This is a genomic window from Agrobacterium sp. CCNWLW32 (assembly GCF_037083425.1).
GTDB classification, from domain to species: domain Bacteria; phylum Pseudomonadota; class Alphaproteobacteria; order Rhizobiales; family Rhizobiaceae; genus Agrobacterium; species Agrobacterium radiobacter.
The window spans coordinates 40,581-60,575 of the sequence record NZ_JBAOJM010000012.1; the positions used below are offsets into that span (position 1 = coordinate 40,581).

At 60.1% G+C, this 19,995-nt stretch carries 17 protein-coding genes; 9 read left to right on the plus strand and 8 right to left on the minus strand.

Annotation, left to right across the window (positions count from 1 at the left end):
- Positions 1 to 6 precede the first annotated feature (6 nt).
- The 4 genes from V6R85_RS20735 to V6R85_RS20750 form a co-directional block, all read right to left on the minus strand.
- Positions 7 to 828: a sugar phosphate isomerase/epimerase family protein gene (locus V6R85_RS20735; protein ID WP_003508150.1), complete on the minus strand. Its 822-nt coding sequence runs from the start codon at positions 826 to 828 to the stop codon at positions 7 to 9.
- Positions 829 to 852: 24 nt separating this feature from the next.
- Positions 853 to 2,016, minus strand: coding sequence for a DUF993 family protein (locus V6R85_RS20740; RefSeq protein WP_112958724.1), 1,164 nt, complete (start codon positions 2,014 to 2,016; stop codon positions 853 to 855).
- 10 nt (positions 2,017 to 2,026) lie between these two features.
- On the minus strand, positions 2,027 to 3,169 hold the full coding sequence (locus V6R85_RS20745) for a Gfo/Idh/MocA family protein (RefSeq protein ID WP_020811350.1): 1,143 nt from the start codon (positions 3,167 to 3,169) through the stop codon (positions 2,027 to 2,029).
- Between the two features lie 245 nt (positions 3,170 to 3,414).
- Entirely contained in the window at positions 3,415 to 4,125 is a 711-nt protein-coding gene (locus V6R85_RS20750) for a TetR/AcrR family transcriptional regulator (protein WP_003508154.1), read from the minus strand.
- Positions 4,126 to 4,242: 117 nt separating this feature from the next.
- On the opposite strand from V6R85_RS20750, the gene V6R85_RS20755 reads away from it, so the two are divergent.
- The 4 genes from V6R85_RS20755 to V6R85_RS20770 all read left to right on the plus strand — a co-directional run bounded on the left by V6R85_RS20755 (position 4,243) and on the right by V6R85_RS20770 (position 8,520).
- Complete coding sequence (locus V6R85_RS20755; protein ID WP_026372436.1) at positions 4,243 to 5,532, plus strand: ABC transporter substrate-binding protein; 1,290 nt, start codon at positions 4,243 to 4,245, stop codon at positions 5,530 to 5,532.
- 6 nt (positions 5,533 to 5,538) lie between these two features.
- Positions 5,539 to 6,492 carry a carbohydrate ABC transporter permease gene (locus tag V6R85_RS20760; RefSeq protein ID WP_020810284.1) on the plus strand — a complete coding sequence of 318 codons (954 nt, stop codon included), beginning with the start codon at positions 5,539 to 5,541 and terminating at the stop codon, positions 6,490 to 6,492.
- Positions 6,485 to 7,360, plus strand: coding sequence for a carbohydrate ABC transporter permease (locus V6R85_RS20765; RefSeq protein ID WP_020810285.1), 876 nt, complete (start codon positions 6,485 to 6,487; stop codon positions 7,358 to 7,360). The genes V6R85_RS20760 and V6R85_RS20765 overlap by 8 nt, the downstream gene beginning before the upstream one ends.
- An 86-nt stretch (positions 7,361 to 7,446) precedes the next feature.
- A complete protein-coding gene (locus tag V6R85_RS20770) occupies positions 7,447 to 8,520 on the plus strand; it encodes an ABC transporter ATP-binding protein (protein WP_003508161.1) in 1,074 nt (357 codons plus the stop codon).
- Between the two features lie 138 nt (positions 8,521 to 8,658).
- Here V6R85_RS20770 and V6R85_RS20775 read toward each other — a convergent pair whose 3' ends face one another.
- From V6R85_RS20775 to V6R85_RS20790, 4 genes are read right to left on the minus strand one after another with little or no spacing between them, the layout of a single operon-like run.
- A complete protein-coding gene (locus V6R85_RS20775) occupies positions 8,659 to 9,435 on the minus strand; it encodes a sugar phosphate isomerase/epimerase family protein (RefSeq protein ID WP_112958723.1) in 777 nt (258 codons plus the stop codon).
- On the minus strand, positions 9,432 to 10,448 hold the full coding sequence (locus V6R85_RS20780) for a hydroxyacid dehydrogenase (protein ID WP_112488987.1): 1,017 nt from the start codon (positions 10,446 to 10,448) through the stop codon (positions 9,432 to 9,434). Before V6R85_RS20780 ends, V6R85_RS20775 begins: the two co-directional genes overlap by 4 nt.
- On the minus strand, positions 10,445 to 12,322 hold the full coding sequence (locus tag V6R85_RS20785) for a DUF2264 domain-containing protein (RefSeq protein ID WP_111792134.1): 1,878 nt from the start codon (positions 12,320 to 12,322) through the stop codon (positions 10,445 to 10,447). The genes V6R85_RS20780 and V6R85_RS20785 overlap by 4 nt, the downstream gene beginning before the upstream one ends.
- The gene (locus V6R85_RS20790; protein ID WP_003508175.1) at positions 12,315 to 13,379 is read right to left on the minus strand and encodes a LacI family DNA-binding transcriptional regulator; all 1,065 of its coding nucleotides are present in this window, start codon (positions 13,377 to 13,379) and stop codon (positions 12,315 to 12,317) included. The genes V6R85_RS20785 and V6R85_RS20790 overlap by 8 nt, the downstream gene beginning before the upstream one ends.
- 112 nt (positions 13,380 to 13,491) lie before the next feature.
- Here V6R85_RS20790 and V6R85_RS20795 point away from each other — a divergent pair, with 112 nt between their 5' ends.
- The 5 genes from V6R85_RS20795 (at position 13,492) to V6R85_RS20815 (ending at position 19,958) form a co-directional block, all read left to right on the plus strand.
- Positions 13,492 to 14,784 (plus strand): ABC transporter substrate-binding protein, encoded by a 1,293-nt coding sequence (locus V6R85_RS20795; protein ID WP_026372429.1) that lies wholly within the window; start codon positions 13,492 to 13,494, stop codon positions 14,782 to 14,784.
- 180 nt (positions 14,785 to 14,964) lie between these two features.
- Entirely contained in the window at positions 14,965 to 15,894 is a 930-nt protein-coding gene (locus V6R85_RS20800) for an ArsR/SmtB family transcription factor (RefSeq protein WP_020812829.1), read from the plus strand.
- 121 nt (positions 15,895 to 16,015) lie between these two features.
- Complete coding sequence (gene arfA / locus V6R85_RS20805) at positions 16,016 to 17,527, plus strand: arabinosylfuranosidase ArfA (RefSeq protein ID WP_112295832.1); 1,512 nt, start codon at positions 16,016 to 16,018, stop codon at positions 17,525 to 17,527.
- Positions 17,528 to 17,534: 7 nt separating this feature from the next.
- Positions 17,535 to 18,608 (plus strand): ABC transporter ATP-binding protein, encoded by a 1,074-nt coding sequence (locus V6R85_RS20810; RefSeq protein WP_107677465.1) that lies wholly within the window; start codon positions 17,535 to 17,537, stop codon positions 18,606 to 18,608.
- 75 nt (positions 18,609 to 18,683) lie between these two features.
- On the plus strand, positions 18,684 to 19,958 hold the full coding sequence (locus tag V6R85_RS20815) for an extracellular solute-binding protein (protein WP_087745481.1): 1,275 nt from the start codon (positions 18,684 to 18,686) through the stop codon (positions 19,956 to 19,958).
- The last annotated feature ends 37 nt before the right edge of the window (positions 19,959 to 19,995 follow it).

Consider the following 19,995-nt stretch of genomic DNA (forward strand, 5'->3'; position numbering starts at 1 on the left):
GATATATCAACAAACAGTCTTGAAACGCTCCACCACGGTGGCGAGGACCTCGTCCACCGGCCGCGCCTGCCAGCGATGCGAAAAGATTTCCACTTCCTGCGGGCCATGGAAGCCGGCGGCCTCGATCATGGCGCGAAATGCCTTAAGGTCAATCACGCCGTCGCCCATCATGCCGCGATCATTGAGCGGATCGGTGGTAGGCACCAGCCAGTCGCAGATGTGATGCGCCAGAATTTGCCCGTTCCTTCCCGCACGCGCCACTTGCTCCTCCAGTTCAGGGTCCCACCAGACGTGGTAGACATCGATCGCAACGCCTGTTCCCGACCCTAACCTGTCGCAGAGATCGAGCGACTGTTTCAGCGTGTTGAAGCAGGCGCGGTCGGCGGCATAGAAGGGATGCAGCGGTTCGATGGCCAGCGGGACGCCGGCGGCGCGGGCATAGGGGAGCAGTTCGGCCATGCCGTCTTCCACCATCTGCCGCGCACCTTTCAGATCGCGCGAGCCGGCGGGCAGGCCGCCCACGACAAGCACAAGGCAATCGGCTTTCATCGCGGCGGCTTCATCGACGGCGCGTTTATTGTCTTCGATGGCGATGCGGCGGCCTTCGGCATCGTGGGCGGGGAAAAAGCCGCCACGGCAATGGCCGCTGAGACGCAGCCCGTTCCGTTCGACGATGCGGGCGGCTTCGGCAAGCCCGACACCGTGCACCTGCTCGCGCCAGGGCGAGATGGCGGTGATGCCGTGCGCAAGGCAGGCATCGACAATAGCGCCGAAATCGCCACCCTGCCGCACGGTGGCGAAATTGATGGAAAGGCCTTCAAGGCTCATGTCGGTATCTCCCCTCATTCTGTTTCAGCTGATACCCCGGACGGCGAGAAACGCGTTCATGCGCTGCGTCGCCAGATCCGGCTCTGCAAGCACATTGGCCTTGTCCGCCAGCCGGAAAAGCTCGGTGAAATGCTGCGTGGAGCGGGTGCTTTCCTGGCCGCCAACCATGGTGAAATGGTCCTGTAACCCGTTGAGGTAGGCGAGAAACACTACACCGGTCTTGTAGAAGCGGGTCGGGGCCTTGAAGATATGACGCGAAAGCGCCACCGTCGGCTCCAGAATGTCGAAGAATTCATTGTCCGCGCCACGCTTCAGGCTGGCCAGCGCTTTGGAGGCGGCCGGCGCAATGGCGTCGAAAATGCCGAGCAGCGCATCCGAATGGCCCTGTTCGTCGCCGGCGATCAGTTCGGCATAGTTGAAATCGTCGCCGGTATACATGCGCACGCCAGCCGGCAGGCGACGGCGCATGACGATTTCCTTTTCCTTGGAAAGAAGCGAAATCTTGATGCCGTCGATCTTGTCGGCATTCTCCTCGATCATGGCAAGGCAGGTTTCCATGGCCGTCATATGGTCGCCCGAACCCCAATAGCCCTCCAGCGCCGGGTCGAACATTTCGCCCAGCCAGTGGATCACCACTTTTCCTTCCACACGGGAGAGAACCCTGGCATAAGCCCTCAGATAATCATCCGGCGAGCGGGCGGCAGCGGCCAGCGCACGGCTGGCCATCAGGATCACGCGTCCACCTTCTCCCTGAACAAAATCAAGCTGTTCGAGGTAAGAGTCGACAATCTTGTTGAGGTCGTAACCACTGCCATTGAGATGGTCGGTGCCCACCCCGCAGGCAATCAGCGCATCCTTGCGGCTGGCGGCTTCCTTCAGCGAACGGGAGATGAGTTCCTGCGCCTGCGGCCACGCCAGCCCCATGCCGCGCTGCGCCGTATCCATCGCCTCGGCGACACCGAGACCGAGGTCCCACAGGCGGTGACGGAAGCGCAGCGTGGCGTCCCAGTCGATGGCGGGCGTGAGCCACGGATCATTATCGGCAAGCGGATCGGCCACCACATGGGCGGCGGCGAAAGCGACGCGGTTGAAATCCGCAGCACTTCGTTTTTCAACGGCGAACGGCGTGCCTGAGAGTTTGTAGACCTCGATGCTGCGGTCGTCTTTCGGAAGCTTGAGCTCGCTCACATCAGCCTCCTCAGGAAAGGGCGGGAACGTCGAGCCAGCGGCGTTCCTTCCACGATCTCAGCCCAAGTTCGGCAAGCTGCACGCCCTTCACTCCTTCCATGAGGCCATAGGGCCACGGATCATTGTCGACGAGGTGGCGCACGAACATTTCCCACTGCGCCTTAAAGCCGTTATCGTAGACGACATTGTCCGGCACCTCCTGCCAGGTCTTGTAGAAATCGATGGTCTGCGGCTGGTCCGGGTTCCACACCGGCTTCGGCGTATTGGTGCGGTGCTGGGTAAAGCATTTGGTCAGGCCCGCCACCGCCGAACCATGGGTGCCGTCCACCTGGAAGGTGACGAGGTCGTCGCGGCGCACCCGCACCGCCCATGAGGAGTTGATATGGGCAATGGCGCCGCCTTCCAACTCGAAGGTCGCATAAGCGGCGTCGTCAGCATCCGCCACATAAGCGCGGCCCTGCTCATCGAAACGTTCCGGAATATGGGTGGCGCCGAGGCAGCTTACGGATTTCACCGGTCCGAACAGATTGTCGAGCACATAACGCCAGTGGCACAGCATATCGAGAATGATGCCGCCGCCATCTTTCAGGCGGTAATTCCAGGAGGGCCGCTGCGCCGGTTGCCAGTCGCCTTCAAAAACCCAGTAGCCGAATTCGCCGCGCACGGAGAGGATTTTGCCGAAAAAGCCGCTGTCGCGCAGCATGGCGAGCTTGCGCAGGCCCGGCAGGAACAGCTTGTCCTGCACCACGCCATGTTTGATGCCGGCGCTTTCGGCGAGCCGGGCGATGGCCAATGCCTCTTCCATCGTGTCAGAAATGGGTTTTTCGCAATAGACGTTCTTGCCGGCCTTGATGGCTTTCTCCAGCAGGCTGCCGCGCATCTGCGTCGTGCCGGCATCGAAGAACAGTGTGTCATCGGGGTTTGCGAGGGCAGCGTCGATGTCGGTCGTCCAGCGCGCGACATTGTGCTTTTTGGCGATTTCCTCGATCTTCGCGCCATTGCGGCCGACCAGAATGGGGTCGAGCATGACCCTTTCACCGTTCTTCAAAAGCACACCGCCCTGATCTCGAATGGCGAGAACGGAGCGCACGAGATGCTGGTTGTAACCCATGCGGCCGGTGATGCCGTGCATGATGACGCCGATACGTTTCATGAATTTCCTCCCAAGGCGGCCTTTTCCCGAAAGCCGCTTCTGTCAAACATGGAAATTTGTAACCATTTGGTTATTTGTGGTCGTGAAGGATGCGATCTGTCAAGGTGTTTTCGACAGGAAAAATTCGTCTTGTGCGAACTGTCGCGTTTACGTATCGCCACCGCGCCGCAAAAGAAAACGACGCGCTTCGCGGATGCGAATGGCGCGTCGTCGCTGTTGTTAAAGAGGAATTCGGTTCGGCCGGCTCAGACCGGCCGCACTGCAGCAAGCAGGGTATCGACGATGTGCTGGCCCCAGCGTTCCAGCTCGGCCGGATCGGTGAGGTCGCGCTGGAAGATCGTCGACAGCGTGAACCGGTTCGAAAGATAAAAAGCGCCGAGCGAAGCGATGGTCAGATAGACGTCGATCGGATCGAGGCCATCACGAAATTCGCCCGCGTCGCTGCCTCGCCGCAGCACGTCCTCGAGTTCTGAAATAAAATTCGAATGCATCGCCGCAATCGTCGGAGATTGCCTGAGATATCGGGCTTTATTGAGGTTTTCCGTGGCGAGGATACTCAGGAATTCGGGATGGTCGAGGAAGTAGTGCCAGGTGAAAAGCGCAAGCTCGCGCAAGCCCTCCGACGGGGCCTTGCGGGTCAGGTCAAGCCGTCTTTCGGTGTGGCGGATATGGCGATAGGCATCCTCCAGAACGGCGAGATAAAGCGCATCCTTGTCGCCGAAATAATGGTAGATCATCCGCTTGTTGGTGCCGGCGCGCCGGGCGACGACATCGATTCGAGCCCCCGCCAGCCCCTTGGCGGCCACCTCGCGACGGGCGGCTTCGAGAATGGCGGCGCGCGTTCTTTCCGGGTTTCGCACCTGTGTCGTCGCGCGTTTGCGCTTGGGCGACGGTGTATTCTCCATGGCCGGATCGGGGGCCGGATCGGACGGCTGGTTTTTTGTCGTTTCTTCCATTTCAGCACCCGCTTGACAATGTTTGCGATCAGTGTTCCCATGTAACCAATTAGTTATAAAACGGCAAGTGTCGTTTACGTTCATCATCAATTGGCAGTCAATAGGGAGGAGTTGCCAATGCCCATGATGCTTCACAGGAGAGGCGTGCTTTCAGCAGGGCTTGCGGCCCTGTCGCTTGCAACATTGGGAGGGGGTTCGGCGCAGGCTCAGGCCGCGCGCCTTCGCATGTTGTGGTGGGGTTCGCAGGAGCGCGCCGATCGCACCAACAAGGCGATAGCAGCTTATAAGCAGGTCAAGCCGGATCTCGACATTGCCGGTGAATTCGCGGGCTGGAGCGATTACTGGCCGCGCCTTGCAACGCAGGTTGCCGGCCGCAATGCGCCTGACCTGATCCAGATGGATTATCGCTACATCTTCGAATATGGCCGCCGCGGCGCGCTGGCGCCGCTGGATGACTATATCGGCAAGGGCCTGAAGATCGAAGATTTCGGCAAGATGAACATCGATTCCGGCCGGGTCGATGGCAAGCTCTACGGCATCAATCTCGGTGTCAATTCCAGCGCTGTCTTCTTCGATAAGGCAGCCTGGGAGAAATCAGGCGCAACGCCGCCAGCGATCGGCCAGACCTGGGAAGAGTTTGCCGAAAACGCCGCCAAGCTCAGCAAGAACAAGCCGAAGCCCGGTTATTACGCGACGGCCGACGCCAGCGGCGTGGAGCCGAGCTTTGAAAACTGGCTGCGCCAGAACGGCAAGTCGCTCTACACGCAGGATGGCGGCATTGGCTTTGATCCGACCGATGCGACCAAGTGGTTCACCCTGTGGGCGGATCTGCGCAAGAGCGGCGCCTGTGTGCCCGCCGATGTGCAGGCACTTGACCAGCTCAACATCGAAACGAACCCGCTGACGACGGGCAAGGCGGCAACCGCATTTGCCCATTCCAACCAGTTCGTCGGTTATCAGAAGCTCAACAAGTCCAAGCTTGCCATAAGCTCCTATCCGAAGAGCACGAAGGATGGCCCTTCCGGCCATTACCTCAAACCTTCCATGCTCATCAGTGTCGCAAACGGCAGCGCCGGCATCGAGCAGGCGGTCGGCTTCATCAATTTTCTCGTTGCCGAACCGCAGGGTATCGACATTCTCGGTGTCGAGCGCGGCGTTCCGGCATCGGAATCCATGCGCAACCAGCTGAGCAGCAAGCTCGACGAGGTCAGCAAGATCATGGTGGACTATATCGCCGAGATTACCCCCGGTGTCGGCGAACTGCCGCCGGCACCGCCTCCGGGCGCGGGCGAATTCGCCTTCGTCCTCAAACGCACGGCGGAGGAAATCGGTTTCGGCAAGGTCACGCCGGAAGAGGGCGGCGACCGCCTCGTCAAGGAATCCGAAACCGTTATCAAACGGAAGTGATGGTTTATGGCCTTTCGATCTGAAACTCTTGTAGAGGAGAGCCGTGGCGCGGCTCTCCCGAAACGGGGCGGTGTGAAGCGGATTTTCGACCGCAACATTCACGCCTACCTGTTTCTCCTGCCCTGGCTGATTGGCTTCTTCGGCCTCACCCTCGGTCCGGCGCTCGCGTCGCTTTATCTGTCTTTCACCAATTACGACCTGTTGCAGTCGCCGGACTGGGTGGGGGCGGCAAATTACGTGCGCATCGCCACGGCCGACCCCAAATTCGCCGCCGCCATGCAGGTCACCTTTACCTATGTGCTGCTGTCGGTGCCGCTGAAGCTGATCTTCGCGCTTCTGGTGGCGCTCGCCTTCAATCGCGGCATCAAGGGCCTGACGCTTTATCGGGCGATCTTCTATCTGCCGTCGCTGCTCGGTTCCAGCGTCGCTATTGCCGTGCTCTGGCGCCAGCTTTTCGCCTCTGACGGTCTCGTCAACATGATCCTGTGGCAGGCTTTCGGTTATGAAGGGCCGAGCTGGATTTCCAATCCGGATTACTCGATCTACACGCTGGTCATCCTGTCCGTCTGGCAGTTCGGTTCTCCGATGATCATCTTCCTCGCGGGTCTGAGACAAATCCCGCAGGATATGTACGAGGCCGCCGAAATCGACGGTGCGAGCAAGGTGCGGCAATTCTTCCGCATTACGCTGCCGCTTTTGACGCCTGTCATCTTCTTTAACGCGGTCATCCAGACGATCGACGCCTTCAAGGCCTTCACCCCCGCCTTCATCATTTCCGAAGGCACCGGCGGGCCGATCAACTCGACGCTGTTTTATACGCTTTATCTCTACCAGGAAGCCTTCGGTTTCTTCCGCATGGGTTATGCCTCGGCGCTTGCCTGGATTTTGGTGATCATCATCTCGCTGTTCACGGCCTTCTCGTTCCTCAGCGCGAAATACTGGGTGCACTACGATGACTGATGCTGTTACCGCCCCCCGGCCGGGACAAGGCCCGCAACGTTCACCGCTGAAATCGGTGATGCTCCACACGGCTCTGATCATCGCGTCCTTCGCGATGCTCTATCCGATCCTGTGGATGATATCAGGTTCCTTCCGGCCGCAGGACGAGCTGTTCGGCTCTTCCTCGCTCATCCCCTCGGCGGTCGATTTCGGCGGTTATATTCGCGGCTGGACGGGGCTGCAGGTGAGCTTCGGGCAGTTCTTCTGGAACTCCTTCTTCATATCGATACTCGCCACCATCGGTAATGTCGTCGGCTGCTCGCTTGCCGCCTTCGCTTTCGCCCGCCTCCGCTTCGGCGGGCGCAATTTCTGGTTCGCGCTTATGCTCGGCACGCTTATGCTGCCCTATCACGTCGTGCTCATCCCGCAATATATCCTGTTTCTGGAAATGGGCTGGGTGAACACCTCGCTGCCGCTGATCGTGCCGAAATATCTGGCGACGGATGCCTTCTTCATTTTCCTGATGGTGCAGTTCTTCCGTGGCATCCCGCGTGAGCTGGATGAGGCGGCTGTCATGGACGGTTGCTCACCCTTCCGCATCTACTGGAAGATCATGCTGCCTTTGTCGCTGCCGGTGCTGGCCACCGCCGCCATCTTTTCCTTCATCTGGACCTGGGACGATTTCTTCGGGCCGCTGATCTATCTGAACGACATCAATACCTACACCGTGCAGCTCGGTCTCCGATCCTTCGTGGATTCCACCGGCAGCTCGGATTGGACCTCGCTTTTCGCCATGTCCAACCTGTCACTGGTGCCGGTCTTCCTGTTCTTCCTGTTCTTCCAGAGGCTGCTCATCGAAGGCATCGCCACCACGGGCATGAAACGCTGAACGGAACCGAGATCGGGAACGCATTTTAAGACAATCAACACTGTCGCTGCCGCCCTGAATGCGGCGCGGCAGTCGGGAGAAACAGCATGGCAAGCAGCATTACTCTGGAAAAAATCGTCAAGCGGTTCGGCGCCTTTCCGGTCGTTCACGGCATCGACCTCAAGATCGAGCCGGGTGAGTTCACCGTCTTCGTCGGCCCCTCGGGCTGCGGCAAGTCCACGCTTCTGCGCATGATCGCCGGTCTGGAGGAAATCTCGGAAGGTGATCTTCGTATCGACGGCGAAAGGGTCAACGAAACAGCCGCCTCCAAGCGCGGCATCGCCATGGTCTTCCAGTCCTATGCGCTCTATCCGCATATGAGCGTCTACAAGAACCTCGCCTTCGGTCTCGAAACGGCAGGCTACAAGAAACCGGAAGTCGAGGCGCGGGTGCAGAAGGCCGCCGATATCCTGCAGATCGGCCCGCTGTTGCAGCGCAAGCCGAAGGCACTTTCGGGCGGTCAGCGCCAGCGTGTGGCCATCGGCCGCGCCATCGTGCGCGAGCCGAAAATCTTCCTCTTCGACGAGCCTTTGTCCAACCTCGATGCCGAACTGCGCGTGCAGATGCGCGTCGAAATCGCCAAGCTGCACCAGACGCTGGGCAGTACCATGATCTATGTGACGCATGACCAGGTGGAGGCCATGACCATGGCCGACAAGATCGTGGTGCTGCGTGACGGCCGCATCATGCAGGTGGGCCGCCCGCTCGATCTCTACAACAATCCGGCCAACCAGTTCGTGGCAGGCTTCATCGGTTCGCCGAAAATGAATTTCCTCTCCGCAAAAGTGGCTGCAGGGGACAGTTCCAACCGCACCATCGAGGTGGCCGGCCAGCGCATCGTGCTGGAAAAGCCCGTCGCGGCTGCGCAGGGCGAGCCGCTCACCTTCGGCGTGCGTCCCGAACATGTGAACCCGCAGGCGCAATCCTCGCTCGGCGAAGCTTCTATCCAGCTCGTGGAACATCTCGGCGGCTCGACGGTGGTTTACACCAACACCCCCGACGGCCAGCCCGCCACTGTGCTGCTGGACGGCCAGCGCCAAATCCGCATCGGCGAAACAATTCCCTTTGCCTTTGATCTTTCGAAGACGCATCTGTTCGGGGCGGATGGGCGGCGGATATAAGGTGCAGAACCGGATGGGGGAGGCAAACCCTCCCCTCATTCCTGTGACGGGCACAGGGATGAGGGCCGCAGGACGCTCTGTGACGGACAGCGAGTTTTTAGTTCGCCGCATTGGTTTTCGATAAGGGAAAAAGCGGTTCTACGAACCGGCAAGAATTCGCCGCAGCATCACCGCATCTGCCGAAAACTGCCCGACGTCGTCACCTTTGACGAATTCCAGCATCGCATAGCCCGTCTTTTCCCAAGCGCTTTCCGGCAGCGCATCAATGCAGGCCCGCCAGTAGTCCGTGCGCTCGGCAAGCGGCAGGCGGCTGGCGTCGGCAAGCCAGGCGAAGACGTGAAGATGGCAGATGCGCGAGCCGAGTGCGGATATTTCCGCAAGTGCATCGTCCAGCGGCAGGCCGGGTGCGGGTTGCCAGTAAAAGAAGAGGTTGGGTGCGGCCAGATCCTGCGCCAGCTGCAGGGCCGAGGGCAGGGTGTCGGTCAGCGAATTGGGGTGATATTCGAGGCCGATCGTCATGCCATAGTCTTCCGCCCGGCGGGCGATTGACGCCAGCGCCTCAGTTGCCGCGCGGCGCTCCGAGGGCGAATAATCCGCTGAGGGGCGTTTGCGCTGGCCCGGCCAGATGCGGATATGGCCGGCGCCGAGCGCCTTTGCTGTTTCCAGCACGGCGGTCATGTCCTCGGGCGAAAAATCGGGTGCGAAAATGTAGGAGCCGTAGGAAGAGACGACGAGGCCCGCTTTCGCCGTCCGCGCCGCCACATTCCTTGCATTGGCAAGGTCGCCTGACGGCACATGGATATCCGCGCCCCATTCGATTGCCCTGATGCCATTTGCGGCGGCAAGGTCGATGACGGCCTGCACCGACAGGGAGCGGAAGGTGACGGAGCAGAGGCCCGGCTCAAACATTCTCATGCGATCAGTTCCAGATGTTCCGGCCGCACCTGCTGTTGCAATGGCGCTGCGCGGCAGAAGCGTTCGATTTCGGCAATCGCCATGTCGCCGAGCCTTGCACGTTCAAGGCCGGTGGCGCCGGCGATATGCGGCGTCAGAAAGACGTTCGGCAGGCTGTAAAAGGGTGACCCCGGTGGCGGCACTTCCGGGTCGGTGACGTCGATGACGGCTTCGATGCGTCCGGTTTTCAGTTCGGCCAGAAGCGCGTCTTCATCCACCAGCGCGCCGCGCGCCGTGTTGATCAGGGTTGCGCCGTCCTTCATGCGGGCAAGCGCTGCCGCGCCGATCATATGCCGTGTCTGCGGCAGGGAGGGCGCATGCAGGGAAATGACATCACTCATCGCCATCAGTTCCTCGAGCGAGACAAGACGCACACCGAGCTTTTCCGCCTCCGCTACGCTCAGGAGCGGATCGAAAAGGATGAGGTTGAGCTCGAACGGTTGCAACAGATTGATGACGCGGCGTCCGATGCGCGATGCGCCGACGATGCCGACCGTCAGGCCGAGATTGCCGATGGCCTGCGCCTGCAATCGCTCGACAGGCGCGCGGTCGCGATGCTCCAGATAAAGACGTCGGAAGCCGAAAGTGCGCTTGCCGGCCAGCAGGATCATTGCCAGCGAAAATTCGGCGACCGGCTGCGCATTCGCCTCCGCCGCGCTGCATACGGTAATGCCGCGATCAAACACCGCTTGCGACAGGAAATATTTGACCGTGCCGGCGGCATGGGAGATCAGCCTGAGACGCGGCATCAGCGCCAGTTCCCGCGCGCCGATATCCGGACAGCCCCAGCCGGTCAGAAGAATATCCGTCCGCGCCAGCTGCTCCTTTACTGAAGCGGCGTGGAAATCGCAGATCCGCCCTGCATCGAGAATCTCGACGCTCTGTGACAGCCTTTCGAACGCCTGCGGTGTCAGCACATGCTGGGTTCGCTCCGGGTCCATGGCGAGGCTGAGACGCGGAAGCGGGCTCGTCATTGCGGCTCTCCCGTGGCCGCCATGCTGCTGACCGGAACACCCTGTTCCGCAAACAGGCGGTCGAGCGCCTCCATATCCGGAAGTGCCGGAACTGTCGCCAGCGCTTTTTCGCTTTCTGGCCCGGCCACCCCCGCAAAGACCGCGCAGGCAAGCAGGGTTTCGCCCGCCGGAATCTCGCCCCGCAATTGCGGCACCGTGGTCTTGGCGTTGATGAGATTGGTGTTGGGCAGCGCCTTCAGCGCCACGCCGTGACGGATTATGCTGGAGCCGAGATCGATGATGGCGGATATGTCGGCGCCGCAATCGGCTGTCGCCCGGCCCGCCTCTTCGCTCACGGCATCACGGTCGCCGTCGTTGCGGCTGATGGCGAAGCCGCCTTCGGTCACCGAAAGGAGGCCGGTCGACCTGATCCGGTGCAGCCTGACATGCCAGTCACCGGCCGCAACCAGCGTGGTTTCAACGTCGACATCGGGGAACGGCTTCCATGTCGCCCGCAGGCTTTCTCCCGCCAGCAGAACCTTTTCGTTGGTCTCACGCACGCGGTAATGCAGGCCGTCTTCGGAAAAGGCCAGCATATTGTCGAAACCATTGGTGCGGAAGCCGCGCTCATCCACTTCCACGCCGAAACCATAACGCGAGGAATAGGCGAATTTGGCATATTTTTCCGGCCCACCGCGCATGGAAAGGTTTTCCTGGCCGCTGGAAAGCGCCGTGACATTGCCTGTCGCCCGCATCATCACCATGCCGGGATGCGCGAGCGGCTTTGGGTTTGCGGATGTTTCAGGCTGCTTTTCCTCCGCCAGCCAGAAGGGGTGGTTTTCCGGCAGGGCCAGCGGCAGAAAGGCCTTGAAGGCCCAGTAGGGCGAGCCCGCCGAATTATAGCTCTCAGACATGGTGAGCTGCGGATAGGCATAGCCGATGGAGAGCACGCCGTCGCGGTCGGCAATCGGCTTTTTCGCCCACCAGCGCAGATGCTGCAGATAAAGCCCCTTGATCTCGCCCCAGGGCAGCGCCTCCTCATCGGCAAAGGCCAGACCTGCCCAGAAGCCGCCGCAGGCGAAACGATAGGTCATGGAGCGCCCGAAGGCGAGTGTGCCGCCATCCTCATCGAACCAGCTGGCGAAATCGCCAGCGAAGAGGCGAGCGCGCTCGCGGTAGCGTTCGGCATAGGCATCATCAGGCTTGCTGAGCTTCGCGTAGATCAGGCCGTAAAAATGCATGGCGAAGGCGATGTAGTGATCGATGCGGCGGTAGTTGCCATCGCGATACCAGCCGTCAGCGATATAAAACTCGTCCAGTTCCTTCTGGAATGTCTCGGTCAGGCTGCGGTCGAAATCGATGCCGAGATGATCAAGGGCCATATCGACCATCACCCGGAAAAACTTCCAGTTATTATCGGCGTAATTGCGTTCGCGCGCCGTCAGCAGATAACGGCGCACATTGTCTTTCTGCACCTCGGACAGCGGTTCCCACAGGTGTTGAGGCGCAAGCCGCAGCGCAAACCCGATTGCGGCAAGCTCCACCAACCGCTGGTCCTTCTGGCGCACGTCACCCCAATATTCGGGATGGGAGGGATCGGTGCCGTTGGCTATTCCCTGCGCCAGAAGCGGCCAATGGTCGAAATGATCGCCGCTGAGCGCAAGCGGGGCGATGCCCCAGAGCGGCCGGGCGAAACCTTCCAGATCCGCCGCCGCCCGGTCGAAATGCGCGGCGGCCCCGCTGAGCGTCACTCTCGCGCCGCCCGGCGAAAAATAGGCAAGAAGCGGCGCGAAACTGTCATCCAGCGCCCGCCGGACATCGGCGCGGCTTTTGAGCGGATTGCCGTGCAGCGGATTAAACCTGGCCATATTTACCTTGGTCATGGTGTCATGCATCGCGTGTCGCCTTTCCCGTCTTTTTCGCCTTGCCGGCCGTCTGTCCTTCCACGAGCTGCACGCCAAGCTGCACCTGGCGGGCATTGGCGGAAGGTTCCGTCAGCCGGCGGCGCATCAGTTCCACCGCCTCACGGGCGATTTCGCGACGATCGACCCGGATTGTGCTGAGACGGGGCGTGGAGAGTTCGGCAAAGGGCAGGTCGTCGAAGCCGATGATGGAAAGATCATCCGGCACGCCGAGCCCAAGCTCCTGCGCCGCCCCAAGCGCACCCAGCGCAATCGCGTCATTCATGCAGAAAATGCCGGTGAGTTCAGGGTTTTTGGCCAATAGCTGACGAACCGCATCGCCTGCCTGTCCGAAACCGCTATCCGCCGTCGAAAGCAGAAACTCCTCATAGGTCGCGCCCTCTTCCTCGAGGATCGTATGGCGAAAGCCGCGCATACGCTCCCTTATGGTGTGGCGATGATGCGGGCCGATATAGGCGACCTTGCGATGGCCGAGTTCCAGAAGCCGCCGCGCCGCCAGCGCGCCGCCGTAAAAATTGGAAGGCGAGACGCAATCCAGCATCATCGAGGGATCGGCGCTGTTGACCAGAACCGGTTGCAGCACACCCTGCGTGATGCGGTGGATGATTTCGTCCTCGGGATCGAGACCGATGGCGAGAAGACCGTCCACCTCGCAGACCCGCTGGGTCAGGGCGTCGTCGATCTGCTTCTGATGCAGAAGCCTGATATCAAGTTCGAAGCCATCCGTCTGGGCAAGGCTGCGCAGCATGTCGAAAATATCGTGATAAAAAGCGCCGATATCGCCGGTCGCCCTTTCGGCGGACATGAGCGCAAGGATTTTCTTGCCCTCCAGCGGCACGCCCCCGGTCTGGGTCGTGACCGGCCGCAATGGATAACCAAGCTCCGCCGCCACCCCCAGAACCTTGGTCTGGATGGATGCGCTGATACCCTTTTCCCCTGCGAGAACCCGCGAAACGGTGCTGATGGAAACGCCGGCGCGCTGGGCGATATCCGACTGGCGCGGGCGGCTGATGTCGGGCGTATCGTTCATATCGTCTCCTGCGCTTGCAAAAAAATCTAATATGATGCAAATATTGCAAACTAAGAAAATTTGCAAGAATTTAAGTGTTCAGTGAAAAACTTGCAAAACGCGGGAGGAGCAGATGCAAACTATCGACAGACGTGGATTTTTGGTGACGGCGGCGCTGGCCGGTCTCGGCGTGGCGGCGGGCGGTTTTCGCGCGGCCGCGGCCGAAACCCGGCTTCGCTGCGTATGGTGGGGATCTGCCGACCGCAGCAAGCGCACCAACGACGTGATCGCCCTTTACCAGAAGGCGAACCCGCAGACGGAGATCAGCGGTGAGATGATCGCCGGTTCCGATTACTGGACCAAGCTCGCGACATCGATGGCGGGACGGAACGTCGCCGACATCTTCCAGCTAGAACCTTCCACCATTGCCGATTATTCCGGCCGTGGCGCCTGCATGGAGCTGGACCAGTTCGTCGGCAAGTCGCTTGATCTTTCCACCTTCGGCAAAAGCGAAGTCGATCTCTGCCGTATCGATGGCAAGCTTTACGGCGTCGGCCTCGGGCTGAATTCCTTCTGCATGATGTATGACGCCGATACGCTGAAGGAAGCCGGCGTTTCCGTGCCGCAGGACCAGATCACCTGGAAGGCGCTGGCGGAACTGGCGCGTGATTTCAAGAAGAACGGCCCGGCAAAACGGAACTATTGGGCGGTGCCTTATGGTGCGCGTTATCACTATGTTTTCGATGTCTGGCTGCGCCAGCGCGGCAAGCTTCTGTTTCAGGACGGCACCATCGGCTTCAACAAGGAAGATGCGAAGGAATGGTTCGCCTATTGGGAGGACCTGCGCGAGAACAAGCTCTGCGTTTCCGCCGATATCCAGACGCGTGACGACAATACCATCGAATCCAACGCCCTGACGCTTGGCAATTCGGCCATTGGTTTTGCCTATTCCAACCAGCTGGTCGGTTATCAGAAGCTCAATAAACAGACGCTGTCCATCGGCATGCTGCCGGGTGAGGGGGCGGGCAAGCCGACCGGGCACTATTACCGGCCGGGCCTTATCTGGTCCATTTCGTCCACCTCGACCAATGCGGAGGCGGCGGCGAAATTCATCAACTTCTTCGTCAATGATCTCGAGGCGGGCAAGGTGCTCGGCGTCGAGCGTGGCGTGCCGCCGGCCAAGGTCGTGCGGGAAGCATTGTTGCCGAGCCTCAACGAGACCGAGCGCAAGACGGTGGATTATATCGAAAGCCTGTCGGGCAAGCTCGATTCCTATCCGGAACCCGCCCCGATCGGCGCCAACGAGTTTGACCGTGGCGTGATGCGTCCCATCGCCGATTCGCTCGCCTTCGGCCGCGCCAGCGTGGACGAAGCGGCGCAAAACCTCGTCGACACCGGCACGCGGACCCTGCGCAAGCGCGGCTGACGACGAAACGGGCGCCGCCACACGGAATCGAAGCCGTGTGGCGGTGCTTTTTATGGCATGCCTAGGGTGAATGGCGCTTCACACCTTTGAAAATTGTTTGTCAGACAAACAGTGCTGGACAAGTGCATGGCATTTAAGCCAGAAATTCTGATCTGGATCGATAAATCTGAAGATTAGAATATGGCGCCCAATTTCCTTCTCGTTGATGCTGAAAAAGAGTTCGATGTCCTGAAAGCGGCGGCGTCGCTGATCCGCGTGCAGATATTGAAGCTGCTGCACGAGGCGAGCGGCCTCAATGTCAACGAAATTGCGCAGAGGTTGGATTTGCCGCAGTCCACAGTTTCCGCCGGCGTTGCCGTTCTCGAGGAGGCGGGGCTGCTGCGAACCGAGACGCGCAAGGCGCGCAAGGGCAATCAGAAAATCTGCTTCGCCACCTGTGACGAACTCATCGTTTCCTTCCGCAAACCCGAGGCGCCGGCAGCATCAAATTACATCGCGGTCGCCATGCCGCTCGGCCTTTATACCCAGAGTTCGGTCACCGCGCCCTGCGGTATCTGCTCGCCGGAGGGCATTATCGGCCTTCTTGATGTGCCCGATACTTTCATGGATCCAGACCGGATGAAGACGGCGCTGTTGTGGCTGACATCGGGCTTCGTGGAGTATCAATTCCCCAACAATGCCAAGATTCAGGGGCGTAGCGTCGAGGAAATAGAGTTTTCGATGGAGGTCAGTTCCGAGGTGCCGGGAACGCACAGCGACTGGCCGTCCGATATCACGCTGTCCGTCAACGGCAGGGAAATCGGTGTGTGGACCTCGCCCGGGGACTTCGGCGACAAGCGGGGCGTGTTTACGCCAGACTGGTGGAAACTCTCCGGTTCCCAATACGGCATGCTCAAGACCTGGCGCATCACCGCGCAGGGAACCTATGTTGACGGAACCCGGATTTCGGATGTGACGCTGGCAGATATCGATCTGGCCAGCCACCGCTCCATCCGGTTGCGCATCGAGGTCAAGGCTGATGCAAAACATCCGGGCGGGCTGAATATCTTTGGCCGCGGCTTCGGAAATTACGATCAGGACATCGTCCTGCGCCTGCGCACCGCTGACTGATCCAGTCAATTTTTAAAAGTATGATTTTCGCGGTTGACAGGCGCGGATTCCCTCGGCAACTATATTATTAAATATGGTTCATATCATATTTTAAGATATAAATGCGCAGGGAGGAGAGCCTATGAAAGCGCGGGTTTCAGTCCACCGGGACTTCCGGATTGGGCGTATCGACGATCGTCTGTATTCCGCCTTCATCGAGCATATGGGGCGTGCGATCTATGGCGGGATTTATGAGCCCGGCCATCCGCAGGCGGACGCGAACGGCTTCCGCAAGGACGTCCTGAAATTTGTTCAGGACCTGAAAATTCCGGCCATCCGTTATCCCGGCGGCAACTTCGTTTCGGCCTATCGCTGGGAAGACGGCATCGGGCCGCGCGACCAGCGCCCCATCCGCCTCGACCTCGCATGGCGCTCCAAGGAAAGCAACCAGATCGGCATTAACGAGTTCGCCGACTGGGCGCAGATGGCCGGTATCGAGATGATGCTTGCCGTCAATCTCGGCTCCCGTGGTCTGGATGACGCCCGCAACTTCCTCGAATATGTGAATTTTCCGGGCGGCACTGCGCTTAGCGATCTGCGCCGCAGCCACGGCACGGAAAAACCCCACGGCGTGAAAATGTGGTGCCTTGGCAACGAGATGGACGGCCCCTGGCAGATCGGCCACAAGACCGCGGTGGAATATGGCCGTCTGGCGAACGAAACCGCCAAGGCTTTCAAGGGCTTCGATCCGACGATTGAAGCCATCGTCTGCGGTAGTTCCAATGACGGCATGCCGACCTATCCCGAATGGGAACGCGAGGTGCTGGAGGAATGCTACGAGAATGTCGATCACATCTCGCTGCACAAATATTTCGGCAATAACAGCCGCGACACGCTGAATTATTTCGGCAAGATCGAGGAAACCGGGCGTTACATCCAGACCATCGCCGGTGTCATCGATTATGTGAAGGCGAAGAAGCGCGCCAAGAACGATGTTTCCATCTGCTTCGATGAATGGAACGTCTGGTATCACATCCGCGAAGAAGACGGCAAACGCATCAAGAGCTGGGACTGGCCGGAAGCGCCGGCACTTCTGGAAGAGACATACAACTTCGAAGATGCGCTGTTTGTCGCCGGCCTGCTCAATGAATTCATTCGCCGTTCGGACCGCGTGCGCATCGCCTGCATCGCCCAGCTCGTCAACGTCATCGCCCCCATCCGCGCGGAAAAGAACGGGCCGGCCTGGCGTCAGACGATCTATTATCCCTATCAGTTCGCCTCGCTTTATGGCCGTGGCGTTGCGCTGAACGTTGCGGTCGATTGCCCGACTTATGATTGCAACGCGGCCGATGACGTCAAATATCTCGATGTCGCCGGTGTCTATGACGAGGCGGAAGGCATGGTGACGCTGTTCGTGCTCAATCGTCATCTGACCGAGGCGGCAGAGATCAATGTCAGCCTCACCGGGTTCTCCTCGGCGACGCTCGATCTGCATCTGGCCATGGCGGGCTATGACCTGCGTGTCGGCAACGGTCCGGATCAGCCGGATCGCGTCGTGCCGGTGCCGGGCAGCGGCGTCGGCGTCGAGGACGGGGCGCTGAAAGGTTCCGTGCCGGCGCTGTCATACCATGTGCTGCGGCTGAAGGTTCAGTGAGGCGGCCATGGGTGTCCGTCTCAACAATATCGCCAAGTCCTTCGGCTCCTTCGCTGCGATCCGGGATGTCTCGATGGAAATCCCGACCGGCAGTTTTGCGGTCTTCGTCGGGCCTTCCGGCTGCGGCAAATCCACATTGCTGCGCATGATCGCTGGTCTTGAGGAGACCAGCGGCGGCCATATCGCCATCGACGACCGTGATGTCACGGCCGTCGAACCGGCCGATCGCGGTGTCGCGATGGTGTTCCAGAACTATGCGCTTTATCCGCATCTCAGCGTGTTCGAGAACATGGCCTTCAGCCTGCGTCTCGCGCGCCGCCCGAAAGCGGAGGTGAATGAGAGAGTGGGCGAGGCTGCCCGCATCCTGCAGCTTGAAGACCACTTGCATAAAAAGCCTTCGCAGCTTTCCGGCGGCCAGCGGCAGCGTGTGGCGATAGGCCGCGCGATCGTGCGGCAGCCGAAGGTCTTCCTCTTCGATGAGCCGCTGTCGAACCTCGATGCGGAACTGCGTGTCCAGATGCGTCTGGAGCTGACCCGGCTTCACCGCAAGCTCGGCGCGACGATGATCTATGTCACGCATGACCAGGTGGAAGCCATGACGCTTGCGGACAAGATTTTCGTGCTGAAGGGCGGTGTGGTGCAGCAGGCCGGTGCACCGCTTACCCTTTATGACGATCCGGATAACCGTTTCGTGGCGGGTTTCATCGGCTCGCCGGCGATGAACTTCCTGCAGGCGGAAATTGTCGAGCAGGCAAACGGCGTGGTGACGCTTTCGCTCGATGGCGGCCAGAGACATCTCGAAGCGCGGCTTTCGCAGCCTGTTTCCGCCGGCCAGCGGGTCGAAATAGGCGTTCGGCCCGAACATCTGATGATTTCGCAGGACGGCGCCCTGCCTGTCAATGTCGAGGTGGCGGAGGAGCTGGGTGATGTCTCCTACCTCTATACCCGCGCGTCGTCAGGCAAGGAAATCATCGTGCAGCGGCAGGGTTCGCGCGAAAGTCTGGACGGCCGGTCCGTGTCGCTGAGCGCCTCGCCCGACCATATTCTGGTTTTCGACACGGATGGCAAAAGGTTGCGATAGGCGCGAGGAGGCGTCTTTCGATGCAGCAGACCGCCTCTTCAAGGGGTGTTTCCACATAAACGGGAGGAGTAAACGATGCGATTGATCAAGACATTGCTTGTTGGCACGGTTCTGGGTTTGACCGCCCTGCCGGCGCTGGCCAAACAGGATATCGTCTGGTGGGACTTTCTGTCCGGCGGTGACGGCGTGCGCATGAAGGCGCTGATCGATGCCTTCAACAAGGAGCACCCGGATATCCAGGTCAAGGGGACGACGCTGGAATGGGGCGTTCCCTTCTATACCAAGGTGCGGACCGCCTCTGCCGTCGGGGAGGGGCCTGATGTCATGACCTACCACCTGTCGCGTGCGCCGCTCGCCCTGCAGGAAAAGGTGCTGAGCGAGATTACCGACAAGGATCTTGAGGAGGCCGGACTAAAGAAAGACGATTTCTTCAGCGCACCGCTTGAAGCGGCCACCCATGACGGCAAGCTTTATGCCGTGCCGTTCGATATTCACGCGCTTGTTCTTTATTACAATGCCGATCTCCTGAAAGGCTCGCCCTACCTCGATGCCGAAGGCAAGTTGACCGGCATCCAGACGATGGATGATTTCGAAAAGGCGCTGGCCTGGGCGAAGGAAAAGGGTGTCCAAACGCCGGTCACCTATCAGTCCGGCGGCGAAGCCGGTGTCTGGCGCGTCTTTTACACTTTGTTCTCGCAACAGGGTGGCGAACTCGTCACCAATGGTGAGGTTCTGGCCGGCGACAATGCCGAAAAGGCCGCCAAGGCAATCGACACCATGTCGAAATGGCGCGAAAACGGCTGGGCGCCGGAACAGGCTGAGTATCCTGCCTCCGTCGCGCTCTTCTCCGCCGGAAAATCCGCCTTCCAGCTGAACGGTGTCTGGGAAGTGCCGACCTACAAGGACCTGGAGAAAAACGGCAAGCTGGGCTTCAAGTGGAGCGCGGTCGAGGTTCCGCCCTTCATGGGCAAACGCGCCACCTGGGCGGATTCGCACGCTTTCGCCATCCCCAATCAGGGCGACAAGACCGTTTCCGGCGAGAAGCGCGCCGCCGTGATGAAGGTGATCGGCTGGATGGAAAAACACGCCATCAGCTGGGCCGATGCCGGCCATATTCCGGCCTATAAATCGATCACCGAAAGCAGCGAATACAAGGCGATGCAGCCGAACGCCACCTATGCATCGCTGGCGGAAGCGGCGGTGTTCGATCCGAAGACGACGATCACCGGTGTCGCTTCGCCCGCCTATGATGCGGCTCTCAACGTCATCGCCCCGGCCATTCAGGGCTTCATGAGCGGCACGGATGCTGTGGAGCAGATCAGGGAAGAGCTGCAAAGCAAGCTGAAGTAACAGGAAACCTGCCCTCCGGTTTCTGGCCGGAGGGCAG

Coding starts and splice junctions, on each gene's coding strand:
- V6R85_RS20785 (WP_111792134.1), bottom strand. CDS start 12,322: ATGCATGACACCATGACCAAGGTAAATATGGCCAGGTTTAATCCGCTG.
- V6R85_RS20745 (WP_020811350.1), bottom strand. CDS start 3,169: ATGAAACGTATCGGCGTCATCATGCACGGCATCACCGGCCGCATGGGT.
- V6R85_RS20770 (WP_003508161.1), top strand. CDS start 7,447: ATGGCAAGCAGCATTACTCTGGAAAAAATCGTCAAGCGGTTCGGCGCC.
- V6R85_RS20735 (WP_003508150.1), bottom strand. CDS start 828: ATGAGCCTTGAAGGCCTTTCCATCAATTTCGCCACCGTGCGGCAGGGT.
- V6R85_RS20775 (WP_112958723.1), bottom strand. CDS start 9,435: ATGAGAATGTTTGAGCCGGGCCTCTGCTCCGTCACCTTCCGCTCCCTG.
- V6R85_RS20755 (WP_026372436.1), top strand. CDS start 4,243: ATGCCCATGATGCTTCACAGGAGAGGCGTGCTTTCAGCAGGGCTTGCG.
- V6R85_RS20750 (WP_003508154.1), bottom strand. CDS start 4,125: ATGGAAGAAACGACAAAAAACCAGCCGTCCGATCCGGCCCCCGATCCG.
- V6R85_RS20800 (WP_020812829.1), top strand. CDS start 14,965: ATGGCGCCCAATTTCCTTCTCGTTGATGCTGAAAAAGAGTTCGATGTC.
- V6R85_RS20815 (WP_087745481.1), top strand. CDS start 18,684: ATGCGATTGATCAAGACATTGCTTGTTGGCACGGTTCTGGGTTTGACC.
- V6R85_RS20795 (WP_026372429.1), top strand. CDS start 13,492: ATGCAAACTATCGACAGACGTGGATTTTTGGTGACGGCGGCGCTGGCC.
- V6R85_RS20790 (WP_003508175.1), bottom strand. CDS start 13,379: ATGAACGATACGCCCGACATCAGCCGCCCGCGCCAGTCGGATATCGCC.
- V6R85_RS20765 (WP_020810285.1), top strand. CDS start 6,485: ATGACTGATGCTGTTACCGCCCCCCGGCCGGGACAAGGCCCGCAACGT.
- arfA (WP_112295832.1), top strand. CDS start 16,016: ATGAAAGCGCGGGTTTCAGTCCACCGGGACTTCCGGATTGGGCGTATC.
- V6R85_RS20780 (WP_112488987.1), bottom strand. CDS start 10,448: ATGACGAGCCCGCTTCCGCGTCTCAGCCTCGCCATGGACCCGGAGCGA.
- V6R85_RS20760 (WP_020810284.1), top strand. CDS start 5,539: ATGGCCTTTCGATCTGAAACTCTTGTAGAGGAGAGCCGTGGCGCGGCT.
- V6R85_RS20810 (WP_107677465.1), top strand. CDS start 17,535: ATGGGTGTCCGTCTCAACAATATCGCCAAGTCCTTCGGCTCCTTCGCT.